We start from the raw sequence: 16,292 nt of genomic DNA, 5'->3' as shown, positions 1-16,292 counted from the left end.
AGAAAATGCTGTTTATACGTACCTTTGCAGTTGTTACGTTCAGCAAGCATACTGACCACTCAGAAATCATGAAATCGATTTTAACCAGTACGTTCTTTTTTATTATTCTGTGTCTTTTGTCTGTCAATCAGGTATTTAGTCAATATTATCCGGGAGGTGGCATGGGCTATGGTGGCGGTGGGTATGGACGCCGGATGGGTGGTATGGACCCCACCATGTCGAGCAGTCCTCGGGCTAATATTCCCAATATTGCGGGTGATATCGCTCAGAAAGAAACCAAGTGGCTGAAGGAAAACCTGTCGCTGACGAAAGATCAGTTGAAAGCGGTGAAAACCCTGAACAACGAGTACGCCAGCCAGCAGCAGGATGCCATCAAAGATATTGTCGGCTCAAGCGGCAAGCCCGGCCCTGAAACGCGCAAGCAAATTCAGGACATGATGCTGATGCTGAACGAAGAAAAAGAAGATAAGCTCAAAACCATTCTCACTCCAGAGCAATGGGAAACGTATCAGTCCAAAAAAGAGGATATGCAGAAAGAAGTGGGCGGATTCCGGCCACCTGCACCTAAAAAAGACTCTCTGAGCAAAAGCCAGCCTTAAGCAGACTCCGACAGTTATAGCCAGCCGGAGCCTAATTTACCGGATCAGCGTGAGCGGGCCTTTCAGGGTTCGCTTCGTTGTTTGTAAGAGATAATAATACGTACCAACCGAGGCATCGGTACCATACCAACGGAATTTCGGATCGTTGGACTTATAGACCACCTGCCCCCAGCGATTCGTGATTTCGATAGAAACAAACTGCTCGTCGCACGAATTTTCCGGGAAATCACTGATGGCGAAATAATCGTTGAAGCCGTCTCCGTTGGGCGTAAATACGTTTGGAATCTTAATATCGACGTTGGCTGTCGGATTTTTAAGTACGAACGTAACGGTAGTCATATCTGTATGTTGCGGCTGACATGACCGATCATCAACCACAAAATCAACCACAAACGTAGCTTCCGTTTTTCCGGCCATCAGCTCGCAGGTCGGCTTCCAGGTGAAAGGGGATTGAAGGGTTGGTACTCCATTTTTATTGGTGAAGCTCATACCAACGGTCTTCATATCGAATCCTCGTCCTGTACCTGTCATCAATAACGTATCACGGTCCGGATCATTTCCCAGTACGTCGAAGATGGCCTGACCACCCGCTTCACCCGGACTAACTGTAATCTCAACAACAGGTTGGGGGAGGGTAGTTCGAACGCTGGGCGGCTGGCTGGGTATACCCGTAGCCGCCAGATTGACCGTAACCGTATCGCGCAGGTTACGGCTACAGCGTGTATCGGTCACAATGAAATCAACGACGTAGTCCGACTTTGTGGCCTGGGCGCAGGTTGGCTTCCACGTAAAAGGCTGAGCAACTTTTCCCACGCCCGATGCTGAGCCAAACGTCATGCCCGCCTGCGCGAGCGTAAAGCCACGACCAACCGCCTGAATTGTAATGTTATCGTTATCGATATCATTCCCGAATGCCGTAAACGACATCGACGTACCGACCGTTATACTGGCCTTGTTGTTGGGCAGATTTGTACTTGCCGCCGGTTTATTGTTATCCGAAGGAATGATATTTAACCGAACCGTGATCGTATCGCTGAGTCCCTGCGGACAACCATCGTCTGTTGCGCGAATGATGAGCGTAACAGGCGTACCATTGCCCCCAACGCACCGCCCAAAGCAGAATCTGGCCTGCAACGTATCACGGGCCGTTCGCGTGAAGAGGTCGGTAGGGGCAAGGGTCAGTCCGGGAAGCGAACCACTCATGTTGGTGACTGTGATACGTTGATTTGGGTTGATGTCGGTAATATATAGATTCAGGCAATTCGTATCTTTTTCGGCAATGGAAATCACTGTGCCTTCCCGATAAAAAGTCGCTTGTCCGGCGGGACGAAATAGGAGTTGGGGCGCATCGTTACGTGGACAGTCGATGACCAGCACCTGAAAATCGCGCCGAACCTTTCCAATAACCTTACCCGCCCGATATTCACTCACCTCCACAGAAAATACGTATAAACCCTGCCGATTGGGGGTTACGCTTAGCAAGCCCGTCTTTGGGTTTACGTGCAGCGGGTCTGGGCCGGGTATCTGGTTTGAAATAGCAATACCGCTGTTCCAGCGAATATCAGGATAAGGACCGGGATAAAATACGGGGTCTACAGGACGATTTATAGCACCTGGATTTGGAACGGCTGACGTACTGTATCCATTAAAAGGCGTAACCATCTGGTAAGAAAGACTGTCACCATCTGGGTCAGTCGCACTGAAATCGAGCGTAAAAGGCTGGCCAATACAGGCGTAGTCACCTTTAGGTATGGCAAATACCGGCGACGAATTATTGACGCGGGCCGAGCCGTTGATAAGGGCCGGAAATTCGAGATAGAAGGTAGAACCGGCTGCTCCAGGATTCTGAATATTAGCAATGGTACCGTTTCGGCAGCAGCGCTCCCAGGACATGTAATACCCTCCAGGGTCATTAAACATGTTAGGGTCGAGCGTTAAATCGAGGCTATGACGAATCAAACGGGTGCGCAGATTGCCGCTGGAACAGGTCTGATTAGTATAGGTAACCATCTGTTCACTTATGCGTTGAAGCGCCACGAAGCCGACCAACTGATTCGTTCGTTTGACAAAGATGCCGACCGAAACCAGCCCATCATTCGCGCCTGGGTCGCCGTTGATATCGTCGAAATAGAGATTTAAATTGATGCGATGGGTATAACGGCTCTGCGTTCCCAGATAACGAAGTTCCAACTCGCCACCTACAATGTGCGTGGCTACAGCCAAATGGCTCAGAACCAGTAACAGACCCGTTAAAAATAAGCTAAACCACCACGTCCGGTACACATTCCACATACACTGAAACAGTTCGGTATTAAGACCGTCCGAAAACGGCTGCTTAAATTAGCACCTTTTTAGGACTTATGCGTAGGAAGATTCATAAAATACCCGAACGGTTGGAGCGCGTTCGTATTGATACCGTTGCTGCCGAGGGAAAATGCGTGGTACGTACCGACGAGGGCGTCATTTTTGTCGACAATCCAACTGGTGGGCCGGGTGTGGCGCCGGGCGACGTAGTAGACCTACGTATCACCAACCGCAAAAAACAGTATCGCGAGGCCGTTGCCGAACAGGTGCACGAATGGTCGACGGTACGTACCGAGCCTTTCTGCGAACATTTTGGTACGTGTGGGGGCTGTAAATGGCAACATATTGAGTATGCAGAACAACTGAATTTTAAACATCAGCAGGTAGTTGATCACCTGACACGTATCGGCAAAGTAGACTTGCCGCCCATCCGCCCGATTCTGGCGGCTCACCCTACGCAATATTATCGGAACAAACTAGAATTTACCTGCGCCGAAGGACGCTGGATGACCCAGGCCGAAGTACGTACCGATGCACCATTGGACCCTCGCGCCGTCGGGTTTCACGTTCCCGGTCGATTCGATAAGGTGCTGCCCATTCGCCATTGCTACCTTCAACCCGACCCCTCTAACGCCATTCGAAAAGCCATAACCGATTACGTTTTTGAGCATGATTTAACGTTGTATAACCTGAAACTGCATACAGGTTTCCTGCGGACGCTCATTATCCGCACTGCCGATACTACGCAACAGGTTATGGTAACGTTGCAGGTGGCGCAGGATAACCCGGAGCTGCGTGACGGGCTGCTACGTCATCTCATGCAGCAGTTTCCGCAGATTACATCATTGAATTACATCCTGAATACCAAGAAGAACGATAGTTATCAGGACCAGCAAGTGATTAATTGGGGGGGCAAACCGTACATTGAGGAGCGTATGGAAACGGGTGGAAATTTCCCGCCACTAACCTTCCGGATTGGCCCCAAATCGTTTTATCAGACTAATGCTGAACAAGCGCACAACCTGTATAAAGTAGCTCGTGACTGGGCGGGCCTGACAGGTAATGAACGGGTTTATGACCTTTATACTGGTACGGGTACTATTGCCCTTTTTGTAGCCCGACAAGCCCGCGAAGTTATTGGCGTTGAGTACGTTGAAGCATCGGTAGCGGATGCGCGTATCAATGCGGAGGTAAACGGAATTACCAACGCCAATTTTTTTGCCGGCGATATGCGCAACATTCTAACCGACAGTTTTTTCGAGGAGCACGGTCGCCCCGACGTAGTGATTACCGACCCACCGCGTGCGGGTATGGACGAAGCCGTTACGCGGCAGTTACTTAAATCCGCCCCAGAACGTATTGTTTATGTAAGCTGCAACACTGCTACGCAAGCTCGTGATCTGGGTATTCTGGATGAAGGATATCGGATCGCAGATGTGCAGCCGGTAGACATGTTCCCACATACACATCACGTCGAGAACGTAGCACTGCTGGTTAAAAAATGAGCAATGTTTAATGGATGATTGATTTGTGCTATTTTGTCATCCTGAGGTACGAAGTATCTTAAAGTGTCTTTATTCTCAGGTAAGAACGCTTCAAGATACTTCGTACCTCAGGATGACAAAATAGCTTTACCCAAACTACTGATTATCAATAAATCATATTGATACAATAGTCATTATTCACATTCATTTACTGCGTTGATTAAGATACGTCATGGCTTCCCGGAACGTAGTGACCCAGAATTTCTGCTTGTTTTTGGAGAGATAGTCAACCAGTTTTTTGTGCTCCGCAGTCGGTACGGCGATCCATTGGTTACCAATACCATGAAACATATAAACGCCCATCCCACCCTGCTGAGCCGCTTTTTCGGCAAACCCAATTAGGTCGGCAGCGGTATTACTGGGTTGCACACCCCAGGCTGGTACCTGCATTGGGTCGAGGGTGGAAAAATTTGTGACAATCGCGTTGGCGTCACCCCCCATTCGGGCAAAACTGACTAGTCCCGACTTGCGAAGCGTATCAACGCAGGAAACGCCACCGACCATTACGTCGACGCAGGGAAAGGCAAAAGTCCGGCTTTCAGTTCGGCCATCCAGTAAGTAAAGCTGGCTATTCATCGATTGAATTTCCCGAAGCATGCGACTCATAGTATAATTTTCCAGCGCCCATTCGCCTTTCCAACCTTTGGCGGCCAGGCAAGGGTGGAATAATGTATGATTAGCCAACTCATGCCCTTGTTTTGCGGCTTGTCGCCACTGGTCAGCCAGACGGGTTTCGGTGATGGAGTTGAGAAAGAACGTACCGTGTAGCCCCGACGCGTTCAGTACGGGAATAGCCTGTTCGACCTGGCTGTACATCCCATCGTCGTACGTCAAAATAATAGCCGCTTTGGCACCGTTGGGCCACTCAATAGGTTGCGCATGGCCTGTAAAGCGTATAAAAAACAAAAGTAGAAGTATTGATGTGTACCGGTAAGCGAAAGGAGCCATGAATAGCCAGTAGTTAAAATTCAAGATAAGGCGCAATTTTCTCAATGGTTTTAGCATCCAGAATTCGAATCGGTTTCAACGACTCGGCTGACGTATATGCTCCGTGCTGTTCGCGGTAGTTCACAATCACCTGTGCCTGCCGACTCGACAAAAATGGCAATCGGTCAAGTTCTTCAGCCGAAGCCGTATTAACCGGAATCTTACGAACGCCCGAGCGGATTTTGCCGAATTTGACTAATTCGTCCAGCGCCAGCGAATCAATTCCATAAATATCGCGAAACTGCTCGGGGGAAACAAAACCGCCGAGCGCATCCCGAAATTTGATAATTCGCCCGGCCAACGTAGCACCGATACCTTTTAACGCTATCAATTGCGACGTGTCAGCCGTATTAATATCGAACGGTTGTAGGGCTGGTTTCGCCGGACGTTCGGAAACGTAGCGTCCGTTACGTTCAGGAGAGACTGGTTGTTTATTGGTAAATTCGTTACGTTCCTTCTGATCAAAATCGCCTGCTACGTTCTTCGTTTCAGCTTTTTCTTTCAACGTAATATACGGTTCTAATTGGTCATACAGGTCAGGTGGGAAGTCGTAGATACGTAGCAAATCTTCTTTTTTGCGAAACTGACCGCCTTTGCTACGGTACTTGTCGATACGTTCAGCCAGCCAGCGTGGAAGTCCCAACTGTTGCCAGTCTGCTACGTTGATTGTATTTGGGTCGAAAGGGAAAAGCTTCGGTTCGCTGTATCGCTCGGATGTCGTTTTATCATTGTCAATCCGGCGGTTAAATTGGGGTTGTTTAGCTTCTTCAGCCTGCATCAATGTTACCAGACTGTCCAGCTTTCGTTGGTCGGCAACCGACGTATCAGGAACGTCTGATTTGACGATTATCCGATATAGAAATGGAGCTAGCAGACAAAGGATTGTCAGGAAAAGCAGTACCAGAAATCCTCGGGTTTCTTTATGGGAAAATCCGAAGTAGTCTCGGATAAGGGCTTGGAAGCGGGTAAACATGCGTCTTAGACGCAAGATAGGTAGAGAAAGTAACTTGGATTCGGGTAAATGTCTAATTATGGGCGCGGATTCATGAAATAGAACAAGGAAGTAGGCACTTGCGCATAAAAACGTATTTTTGCCCCCACGTATGAATACTACACAAGCTCCTGCTACATCTTTACAAGACATTATTGCCCACGCCAAAGAATATGGCTTCGTTTTTCCGTCGTCTGAAATTTACGATGGTCTACAGGCTGTTTACGATTATGGGCAGAATGGTGTCGAACTGAAAAATAACCTCAAAACGCTGTGGTGGAAGGCTATGACCCAACTCCACGACAACGTAGTGGGCATCGATGCCTCCATTTTCATGCACCCGCTTACCTGGAAAGCATCGGGACACGTCGATTCGTTTAATGACCCGATGATCGATAACCGCGATTCGAAAAAGCGGTATCGCGCCGATCAACTGCTTGAACTCAAAGCGGAAGAATACGAAAAAGCCGGCGACGTAGCACGTGGGCAGGCGTTACGTGATGAACTCGGCCGGCTACAAGGCGCTGAAGATATGGATGGCCTTCGTAACCTCATCATAGCCGAAGGCATTAAAGACCCAATTTCGGGAACTGACAACTGGACCGAGGTCCGGCAGTTTAATCTCATGTTCTCAACGCAGGTGGGTTCGGTGGCAGAAGATGCCAGCCTGATTTACCTTCGTCCCGAAACGGCGCAGGGTATTTTCGTCAACTTCCTGAATGTGCAGAAAACTGGCCGGATGAAGATTCCGTTTGGTATTGCCCAGATTGGTAAAGCATTCCGTAACGAGATCGTAGCCCGGCAGTTCACGTTTCGGATGCGCGAATTTGAACAGATGGAAATGCAGTTTTTTGTCCGTCCCGGAACCGAAATGGAATGGTACGAGCGCTGGCGTGATGCGCGGTTGAAATTCCATCAAGCAGTAGGTTTGCCCGCCGAAAAGCTGAAGTTTCATATCCACGAAAAGCTGGCACACTACGCCAACGCGGCTGTTGATATTGAGTTTCAGTTTCCGTTTGGTTTCCGGGAAATGGAAGGTATCCACTCGCGTACCGATTTCGACCTGAAATCACACCAGGAACTGAGCAAAAAGAAACAGCAATATTTCGATAATGACATTGACGAGGCTACCGGAAAGCCATACGGAAATTACATTCCCTACGTAGTAGAAACGTCTGTCGGTGCCGATCGGCTGTTTCTGGCAGTGTTCTGTAATGCGTTCACCAAAGAGACTGTAGGGGAGGGCGAGCAGCAGAAAGAACGTACCTACCTGAAACTTCACCCAGCGTTGGCTCCTGTGAAAGCAGCCGTATTCCCGCTGGTACGTAAGGATGGTCTGCCTGAAAAAGCAGAAGAAATAATAAAGAGCTTACGTTCGGAATTCAGGGTTATTTACGAAGAGCGCGACGCCATCGGGAAACGGTATACCCGCCAGGATTTGATCGGTACGCCATTCTGCATTGCGGTAGATTACCAAACGCTTGAAGACGATACCGTTACCATTCGGCACCGCGACACAACCGAGCAAATTCGTATTCCCATACGCGACCTCAAAGCGTATATCGGTCAGGAAGTTTCGATGGAGCGTGTGCTGGAGCAAATGTAATCCAGATCAACGTACCGGCGATTTTCCATAGTACTTATAACAATAATGCCCCGTCAGCCTGATCGGGGCATTATTGTTACAGACATGTAAGATAGAAGTATAAACCAAACAATTAATTCATAAAAGAGCGGGCGCCGGCCAACTGTCGACGGACAGTGCTCCATCGCCGACGTGATACGGGTAAGGTTTCACCGGTACTCAGGTGAACCAGACCACCGGTTTCGGTACGTTCCAGCCGTTCAACAAACCGCCGATTCACTACGCAATTGCGATGAAGCCGGATAAACAGTTCGGACGGTAATTTAGGTGAGTAATATTTGAGCGTTCGGGGCATCAGCATACGGCTGCCGTCTACCCAATTTAACCAGCTATAATTAGCAACGGCCTGGAGATAAACTAAATCTGTTACGGAAAAGGACTGCCGTCCGGCGTCGCGTAGATATAGTTTGAGTGGGGGCCATTCCGTGGTGGTCGTGCGTGTCGACGAAGAAAAGGAAGACATGAGCATCTGAGTAGGGAGTTTTTAAAAGTTGGCTAAGCATTGATGACACAATACTATAACCGTTACTTTCTTTGCTCTTGCTCATTCGTAACAAGCACTATAAAATTTGTAACATACTTAGATGTTTTTCAAATCAATAATACGTCATGTAGTCAGGCCCGGGGATTTCGTGTATTTACATCACAATCAGGCGAGTTCATGCCGATTTTTATCAACGTACTCAGAAGGGGTTACGTGATAGTGGTCTTTGAACACTTTAGAGAAGTAAGCGGGCGTATCGAAACCCACCCGGTCGGCCACTTCCGATACCGAAACACCAGTAACCAGCAGAGCAGCCGCCCGGTTTAGCCGGACGATACGTATCAATTCATTGGGCGTCATATCGGTCATAGCCTTCACTTTGCGGTTCAGGTGCATCCGACTCATCCCAATGGCATCGGCTAATGGCTCGACTCCAAACGTAGGATCGTCCAACCGGGCTTCGAGCACTGCATAAATCCGATTCATGAACTCATCTTCCGGATTCTCACCTGCTACAGGCAAATAACCTTCCCGTACGAGTTGTGTACGGTGATGGTGTCGAATCCGCTGCTGCTGATCGAGCCGGTTCCGAATTCGACCTCGTAATTCGTCTACCTGAAAAGGCTTCGCCACGTAATCATCGGCACCCGCAGCAATGCCCTCCAGCCGACTTTCGACCGATGCTTTGGCCGTGAGCAGCAGAATAGGAATATGGCTTGTGACCGGATTCTGTTTAAGCTGGCGGCAAAGCATCAGACCATCCATTTCAGGCATTAATACGTCGCTGATGATAAAATCAGGGCCGTCGGCTATGGCGGCATCCAAACCGGCCTGACCATTATTTACACGTCGAATTCGCCACTCAGGTGTAAGAATGGAAATGAGGTAGTCGGCGATGCCATCATTGTCTTCTACGAGCAGAAGCCGGGGCGCATTTTCCGTAAACGTTGCCTGCTGAGCTTCAGACGTCATCGACGAGTCAGGCGAAGTTAGTGAGTTGGACTCGTTAGCCAATTGGGGGTGGGCCTGTCTAAAGGGTAATTCGACCTGGAACGTAGTACCCATTGTGCGGTGGCTCTCGACCGAAATTTTCCCTTTGAGCAGTTCCACTAATTCTTTCACAAGGGCCAGCCCAATTCCTGAACCGTTGACCATCGTATTGGCTATGGAATCAGCCTGGTAAAACCGATTGAAAATATGCGGTATCTTATCGCCGGGAATGCTTGTTCCCGTGTTATGTACGGTCAACTGGATTAAGTCGGTATTGGCTGAATTACCATCGATCGGGTCGACCTGTATCGATACGTCGATTAGGCCCGATTCATCGGTGAATTTCAGGGCATTAGACAGCAGATTGGTCAGTATCTTTTCGAGTTTATCGGGGTCAAACCAGTAGTAAGGCTGATCAAATTGCTGGTTAAGCCGCAACTGAATTCGTTTACGTTGGGCCTCTTCCGAAAAAACGCCCAATGTACGTTTAATAAATTCCGGCAAATCAGCAGGGGTAGGTGTAACGGTAAGACTACCGGCATCAAGTTTCGCTAAGTCAAGTAATTCATTAATTAAACGTAGTAATCGGTTGGCATTCTGATAGATAAGTCGAAGCCTTCCGTGATAGGGCGAGTTGACACTTTCATTAAGAACTTCTTCTAACGGTGTTAGAATTAGGGTGAGTGGTGTCCGAAATTCGTGGGTAATGTTCGAAAAGAACCGCGATTTTACCTCATCGAGATGCTTAAGTTGACGCGATTCCTGCTCCCGTAGCTCCATGCGACTTTTCAGACGAATCCGGTGGATACGAACCCGAAAAAATAGAATCAGTCCGCACAGAACGAGCAATACGTAGCCTGTATACGCCCACCATGTTGCCCAGAGCGGTGGTTCAATAACAATTCGTAACGTATGCGTATAAGGACTCCAGACTCCCGACGTATTAGACGCATTGACATAGAACGTATACGTAGCAGGCGGCAGATTTGTATATGTAGCAGTCGACAGATTCTGACTGTATACCCAGTCGTCTTCAAGCCCGGTTAACTTATGGCGATACTGATTTTTATAACTCTGATTAAATTCCAGAGCCGTAAAATCGATGGATAAAAAGTTCTGCTGATGGTTCAGGACAATTTCACGCGTTTCGTTAATGTCTTTCTGAAGGGGCGAATCGGGCGTATTCGGACGGACAAGCTGGTTATTGATACGTAGTGCCGTTAGGGCTATGGTGGGTTTCACTACGTCCTCCCGGATACGTAGCGGATTAAAAGCGGTGTAGCCGCCGATACCTCCAAAAATGAGCCGCCCGTCGGGTAGTGTTACGTCGTGAAACTGCCGAAATTCTTCGCTGGGGAGTCCGTCGTCGGCCATGTAGGTTCTCACTTCCTGTTTTCGGGCGTCGAATCGGCACAGACCCCGGTTAGTACTCAACCAGAGATACCCGTTGCGGTCGGGGCGGATGGCGTAGATAACGTTATTCGATAAACCCTGCCCGATGGTAAACCGTTGAATCCGTCCCGTCATTTTATCGAGCCGGCAAAGGCCATCGCCGAACGTACCAATCCAGAGAAAGTTGTATTGTTTAGGGTCCTGAGCCAGGCACAACAGCGAATTTCCAGGGAGTGACTTGGGGTCGTCGGGCGCATTCTTCCAGTGAATGAGTCGTTTATTCGACAGGTCGGCCCGGAGTAAGCCGTAATTTTGGGTGGCCAGATACACACGCCCTCCGTCGACCACCATAGCTGTAATCACGTAAGGGTGATTGGCAGGTAAGGGTAGCGGGAAAGCTGTAAACGTTTCCTGAACTGGATTATGACGAACCACTGCCTGATTCGTCGGACCCAGTAACCCCCAGATTTCACCCTGTGCACCGGTCGAGAGAGCCGTGAGCCGGAACTGGCCATTCGTCAGCCAGCGACTTTCAATACCAGTCGGCAAAACCGTGGTAAATGTCTGTGCGGCAGCATTATATCGGTACGGTGGCGTTTCCGGACTACTAATCCAGAGCGTTCGCTGTCCATCAAACCCGTACCGGATCCGGGCCGACGATTGTAGTCTGATCGGAGCTGGAATAGCATCTCGCGGTATCCTTAATTGCTGAGTTAACCAGTCAGTCTGGAAATTGGCCGTGTAAGGAATGGGCTGAAACGGCCGTTTAATTAAATCGTACTTGATAATGCCGTCGCCATTTAGCCCCAGCCATAATACATTGGTTCGGTCGACCAGAAGCGATACTACCGCGAATCGAGCTAGTTTTGGCGATTCCTCAGCCGGATCAGCCAATAGCGGTACTACACCACTTTCGTCATTAAAGCGGTTCTGATTCACATAGTCGATTCCCCGATAATCACTGCCGAAGAGTGGCAGACCGGTCGCGTTTGCTAACTTGATTAGTTTCCGAACGCGGCCACCTAATGGGTCGAATAAGGCAAACTGGCCCGGAAATCCTAGCATCAACTCTCCATTCCGGCGTTCGTGAAGCCGATAAACATCGGCACGCGGTAATCCCTGCGCGGCTCGAAACGTAGTAAACTGCCCTGAAGATGGTTCGTACGAATAAAGCCCAGCCTGAGTCGCCAGCCATAAGCGGTGTCGTTTGTCGATCAACAGGCTGTTGATCAGAGGCTTGTCTGGGTTATCGGGAAGGGTCGCGTGTCTGTGGGTTACAGTGCCGTTTGAGTTCAGCAGGAAAAAGCCGCCAGTACGTGTGGCTACCCAAACCGAACCCATCGGATCGGGCTGAATACCAACCAGTTGATCCTGACCTAAAGCTTTACTGAAAGCGGATGAACTGGAAACATGTAAGGCCTGACCAGTGGTCGGGTCGAAACGGTCGATATTTTCGTTTTCGGTGCGAATCCAGAGAAATCCGCGTTTGTCTTCTTTGATTTCGGCAATACTGCTGAAAATTAAGGAACTGGCTTCCTGCGGATCGTGTGCGTAAATGCGAAATCGAACGCCATCGTAGCGGCAAAGCCCATCGCGGGTAGCCATCCAGATAAAACCACGGCGATCCTGAATCAACGAACTGATGTAGCCCTGTGGCAGCCCGTTGCGTACGGTCAGATACTCAGGTTCCGGCAAGGCTCCACGCACCTGGGACAGTGGGCTTAACAGCCAGATAATTAGAAAAATTGTTCGGAAAGTGGGCAATATGTAGCGCAGGCCATTACGTAGCGAATTTTTATGAAATTGATAACGAAACGATTGGACACTACGTTTAGCTATCTGTACCAACGTAGCGCGGCCGTTTTCTGAAAAAGGATGTTTTTGTATTCGCGTACTTCGCTCAGCCATTCGTTCACCGTTCATGCACCTTATTCATAAAACTCCCGTTGAGCAGCAATTGACTCAGGTTTGGGCAGGATTTAACCGCAAGCTCTTTGAGCAACTGACGCCCACGTTTCCGCCCGTCAAGGTGGTACGTTTCGATGGCTGCTTACGGGGCGATATAGTTCACCTGCAACTAAACTTTTTCCTGCTCCGTCAGGACTGGATAAGCCACATTGTTGACCAGAATTCCACCGAACAGGAAATCTACTTTATCGACCACGGGGCAAAACTTCCTTTCTTCCTGACGTATTGGCATCACCGTCACAGGTTAATTTCGCTTCCGAACGATGCAACTGGTCTTCAGACGCTTATCGTAGACGACGTTACGTTCAGAACTCCCTTCCGATTAACGGATTATTTAGTATACCCGATTCTTTGGTTACAATTTGCGTGCCGGAAACCGGTTTACAAGCGTGTTTTTAAGCGTACGTAAGTTTCCGTTTTGTCTGCTACGTTGGTAGATTTAACCACATACTACGTCGGATCTGTGTAATTTACAAAGAATTGATTTTATTTCGACTGTATAGGATTTGCACTTTACCTCACAGGGCTACGTAACGCTTTCAGGATTCGGGTTGACTTTTAGTCAAATTGACCTATAACGTAGTAAACACAGAGGTCGCCGACGTATCGAAAAATAGAGCTACTACGTGTTCTTAGTGATAGCTGTGATTTAACAGGCAATACCATAGAAGTATGAAAAAGTACTACGTTCTGATTACCTTATTTATTCTGGGATTAATTGTTTCGGCGATTCAACCTCACGACTATTTTACGTGGATACTGGAAGTAGCCCCGGCCATTATTGGCTTTCTGACCTTAGCTCTTACGTTTCGTAAATTTAGATTTACCGATCTGGTTTACATACTGATACTCATTCATTGCTACATTCTTTTTATCGGGGGACACTATACTTATGCCGAGGTGCCACTTTTTGACTGGATTAAGGAGGCTTTTCATCAGAGCCGGAACAATTATGATAAAGTAGGTCACTTTGCTCAGGGTTTTATTCCGGCGAGTATTACCCGAGAGTTGCTGATTCGGAAAAAAGTTGTTCGTCCGGGTGGCTGGCTTGCGTTTCTGACTGTCTGCGTATGTGTTACGATCAGCGTATTGTACGAATTTCTGGAATGGCTGGTAGCCGAACTCTCTGGCGAATCGGCTGAATCGTTTCTAGGAACACAGGGTTATGTTTGGGATACCCAGTCTGATATGTTGTACGCCACCATAGGAGCAATCTGTTTTATTCTTTTTCTCTCAAAAATTCAGGACAAACAAATTCAGTCGAACTAGGTAAAGCCGAAAGTCCGGTCTAGGAAGATCTTGACGTAGTAAAACCAGAGCGGATTAGAACTTGAGCCACCATTTACAAACGTAGTGACACAAGGATATCACCCATTTTCTTTTGGCCAAATCAGCTTTTGACATACTAAAAAAGCCTTGATACGTATATATTGCCACTTTCGGATGTGGCCGGATTCCGTTACATTTGTTCACTACGGTTCATTTCAACAGACTGCATGAAGCTACCCAACCTGACTACGCGTATTTTTCTCGGCATGGTGTTCGGGATTGCCATTGGTTATTTTTTTCCCGACACGGGATCCGGTTTTTCAGGAAGCGACCTGAACATCCTCTCTAAAATTTTCCTTCGGCTCATCAAAATGATTATTGGGCCGCTTGTTTTTGCTACGTTGGTTGTCGGCATTGCCAAACTAGGCGATTTTGGTACAGTTGGACGTATTGGCCTGAAAACACTGGCTTATTTTTACTTCGCTACCATTCTGTCGCTGGTAGTCGGGCTGCTGGTCGTCAACATTATGAAGCCAGGTGAGGTAATGAACCTCCCGCTCCCCGCAAAAGGCACCGATACGGGCGTGGAAGTGCAGAAACTAACGTTCGATAACTTCATTACGCACATTGTACCAACAAGTTTTATTGATGCATTGGCCACGAACGAAATCCTTCAGATCGTAGTCTTCAGTATTTTCTTCGGCATTGCCGTGGGTGCAGTCGGTGAGCAGGGTAAAATCATGATTAAGGCTCTCGACGCGCTGTCGCACATCATGTTCAAAATTACGAGCTACGTTATGTCGTTTGCTCCGTTTGGCGTACTGGGTGCTATTGCGGCCGTGGTAGCGAAACAGGGATTAGGTATTCTGTCGGGCTATGTTTACCTGATTGTCTGCTTTTTCGGGGGGTTGTTGTTTTTCATTTTCGTTATTTTGTTCGCCATTTGTCTGGTAGCCCGGATTCCGTATTTTGCTTTACTTCGGGAAGTCCGTTCGGCCATTATTCTGTCGTTCAGTACGGCGAGTTCGGAAGCTTCATTTCCGCAGACAATTGAAGCACTACGTCGGTTTGGCTGTTCTGAACGTATCATTTCGTTCGTGTTACCGCTGGGTTATTCCTTCAATCTCGATGGCTCGATGTTGTACATGACGTTTGCTACGGCGTTCATTGCTCAGGCTTACCACGTACCGCTTAGCATCGAGCAGCAGATTACCATGATGCTGACCCTGATGATTACGTCGAAGGGAATTGCGGGTGTGCCACGGGCTTCACTGGTGGTTATTGCCGGAACCATGTCGCTGTTCAACCTGCCCATCGAAGGACTGGCGCTGTTGCTGGGAATCGACCAGGTGCTCGATATGGGTCGTTCAGCAACGAGCGTAGCAGGGAATGCCGTGGCTACCTGCGTCATTTCGAAATGGGAAGGCGAGTTTCGGACGCAGCCGGTTGAGACAGACGAAGTTACCGTTTAATAAATCGTTTGTCGTTTGGGAAGGATTACATTGGGATTTGCCCCTGATTTCGTAGGTTAGGGGGTAATGTTTATCAATTGTTTAACACTAAACCCTCTACGCTTGTGCAACCCTCTTATTCTCCGCTGAGTACCTACGTTAAGGCTACTCCAGTACAACGTTTTATTGCCGCCTTTATCGATGGCGTTATCGCTTACATTCCCGCTTACATATTTATTCTTATATCCTACAATCTGGCCATGGTAGGTTATGCTGTAGCGATTGCGTATCAGCTGACCAAAGATGCGCTTCCAGCAACGGGTGGCTTTTTAGGCGGACAAAGTATCGGAAAAAAACTGATGGGTATCAAAGCCATTAAAGAAGATTCAGGGGCCACCCTCGTTGGCGATTACGGAACGGCCATCACCCGCCAGGTGTCGTTGATTATCCCCCTATTTGGTATTATCGATGCCCTGATGGTATTTAGCGATGACCGCAAACGGTTTGGTGATAAATGGGCAAAAACCATCGTAGTGAAAGCATAATCAATACGTATCTTAAAAAATCAAGCCACAACCTGCGCAGGTTGTGGCTTTTTTATAGCCATTGCTGGGGTTGAGTAGCCGATTATCCCTGTTGAGGTAAAAAATGTGGATTTGTAAGTCGAA

At 48.4% G+C, this 16,292-nt stretch carries 12 protein-coding genes; 7 read left to right on the top strand and 5 right to left on the bottom strand.

What is annotated here, in order from left to right; genetic code table 11:
* Positions 1-68: 68 nt before the first annotated feature.
* Positions 69-599 carry a hypothetical protein gene (locus tag IC229_RS06735; RefSeq protein WP_190886184.1) on the top strand — a complete coding sequence of 177 codons (531 nt, stop codon included), beginning with the start codon at positions 69-71 and terminating at the stop codon, positions 597-599.
* A 36-nt stretch (positions 600-635) separates the two neighbouring features.
* Here the strand turns inward: IC229_RS06735 and IC229_RS06730 are convergent, their stop codons facing one another.
* Entirely contained in the window at positions 636-2,891 is a 2,256-nt protein-coding gene (locus IC229_RS06730; protein WP_190886183.1) for a T9SS type B sorting domain-containing protein, read from the bottom strand.
* 68 nt (positions 2,892-2,959) lie between these two features.
* Here IC229_RS06730 and rlmD point away from each other — a divergent pair, with 68 nt between their 5' ends.
* Positions 2,960-4,408, top strand: a complete 1,449-nt coding sequence (gene rlmD, locus IC229_RS06725) for a 23S rRNA (uracil(1939)-C(5))-methyltransferase RlmD (protein WP_190886182.1) — start codon at positions 2,960-2,962, stop codon at positions 4,406-4,408.
* A gap of 183 nt (positions 4,409-4,591) precedes the next feature.
* Here the strand turns inward: rlmD and IC229_RS06720 are convergent, their stop codons facing one another.
* Both IC229_RS06720 and IC229_RS06715 read right to left on the bottom strand, forming a co-directional pair.
* The gene (locus IC229_RS06720) at positions 4,592-5,353 is read right to left on the bottom strand and encodes a polysaccharide deacetylase family protein (RefSeq protein WP_190886181.1); all 762 of its coding nucleotides are present in this window, start codon (positions 5,351-5,353) and stop codon (positions 4,592-4,594) included.
* Between the two features lie 55 nt (positions 5,354-5,408).
* Positions 5,409-6,407 carry a ComEA family DNA-binding protein gene (locus IC229_RS06715; RefSeq protein WP_190886180.1) on the bottom strand — a complete coding sequence of 333 codons (999 nt, stop codon included), beginning with the start codon at positions 6,405-6,407 and terminating at the stop codon, positions 5,409-5,411.
* A gap of 130 nt (positions 6,408-6,537) precedes the next feature.
* On the opposite strand from IC229_RS06715, the gene IC229_RS06710 reads away from it, so the two are divergent.
* On the top strand, positions 6,538-8,031 hold the full coding sequence (locus IC229_RS06710; RefSeq protein ID WP_190886179.1) for a glycine--tRNA ligase: 1,494 nt from the start codon (positions 6,538-6,540) through the stop codon (positions 8,029-8,031).
* Positions 8,032-8,143: 112 nt separating this feature from the next.
* On the opposite strand, the gene IC229_RS06705 is transcribed toward IC229_RS06710, so the two are convergent.
* Entirely contained in the window at positions 8,144-8,533 is a 390-nt protein-coding gene (locus IC229_RS06705; RefSeq protein ID WP_190886178.1) for a LytR/AlgR family response regulator transcription factor, read from the bottom strand.
* Between the two features lie 186 nt (positions 8,534-8,719).
* The gene (locus IC229_RS06700; protein WP_223833893.1) at positions 8,720-12,859 is read right to left on the bottom strand and encodes a hybrid sensor histidine kinase/response regulator transcription factor; all 4,140 of its coding nucleotides are present in this window, start codon (positions 12,857-12,859) and stop codon (positions 8,720-8,722) included.
* Between IC229_RS06700 and IC229_RS06695 the strand changes: the two genes are divergently transcribed.
* The 4 genes from IC229_RS06695 (at position 12,858) to IC229_RS06680 (ending at position 16,169) form a co-directional block, all read left to right on the top strand.
* Positions 12,858-13,313, top strand: a complete 456-nt coding sequence (locus IC229_RS06695; protein WP_190886177.1) for an SRPBCC family protein — start codon at positions 12,858-12,860, stop codon at positions 13,311-13,313. The genes IC229_RS06700 and IC229_RS06695 overlap by 2 nt on opposite strands.
* Before the next feature lie 263 nt (positions 13,314-13,576).
* On the top strand, positions 13,577-14,173 hold the full coding sequence (locus IC229_RS06690; RefSeq protein ID WP_190886176.1) for a DUF2238 domain-containing protein: 597 nt from the start codon (positions 13,577-13,579) through the stop codon (positions 14,171-14,173).
* Between the two features lie 227 nt (positions 14,174-14,400).
* Complete coding sequence (locus IC229_RS06685) at positions 14,401-15,645, top strand: dicarboxylate/amino acid:cation symporter (protein ID WP_190886175.1); 1,245 nt, start codon at positions 14,401-14,403, stop codon at positions 15,643-15,645.
* A 104-nt stretch (positions 15,646-15,749) separates the two neighbouring features.
* Positions 15,750-16,169 (top strand): RDD family protein, encoded by a 420-nt coding sequence (locus IC229_RS06680; protein ID WP_190886174.1) that lies wholly within the window; start codon positions 15,750-15,752, stop codon positions 16,167-16,169.
* The last annotated feature ends 123 nt before the right edge of the window (positions 16,170-16,292 follow it).

Source organism: Spirosoma profusum, assembly GCF_014699005.1.
GTDB classification, from domain to species: domain Bacteria; phylum Bacteroidota; class Bacteroidia; order Cytophagales; family Spirosomataceae; genus Spirosoma; species Spirosoma profusum.
The sequence above is the reverse complement of the archived record's forward strand: the minus strand, read 5'-3'. Positions and strand labels throughout refer to the sequence as shown.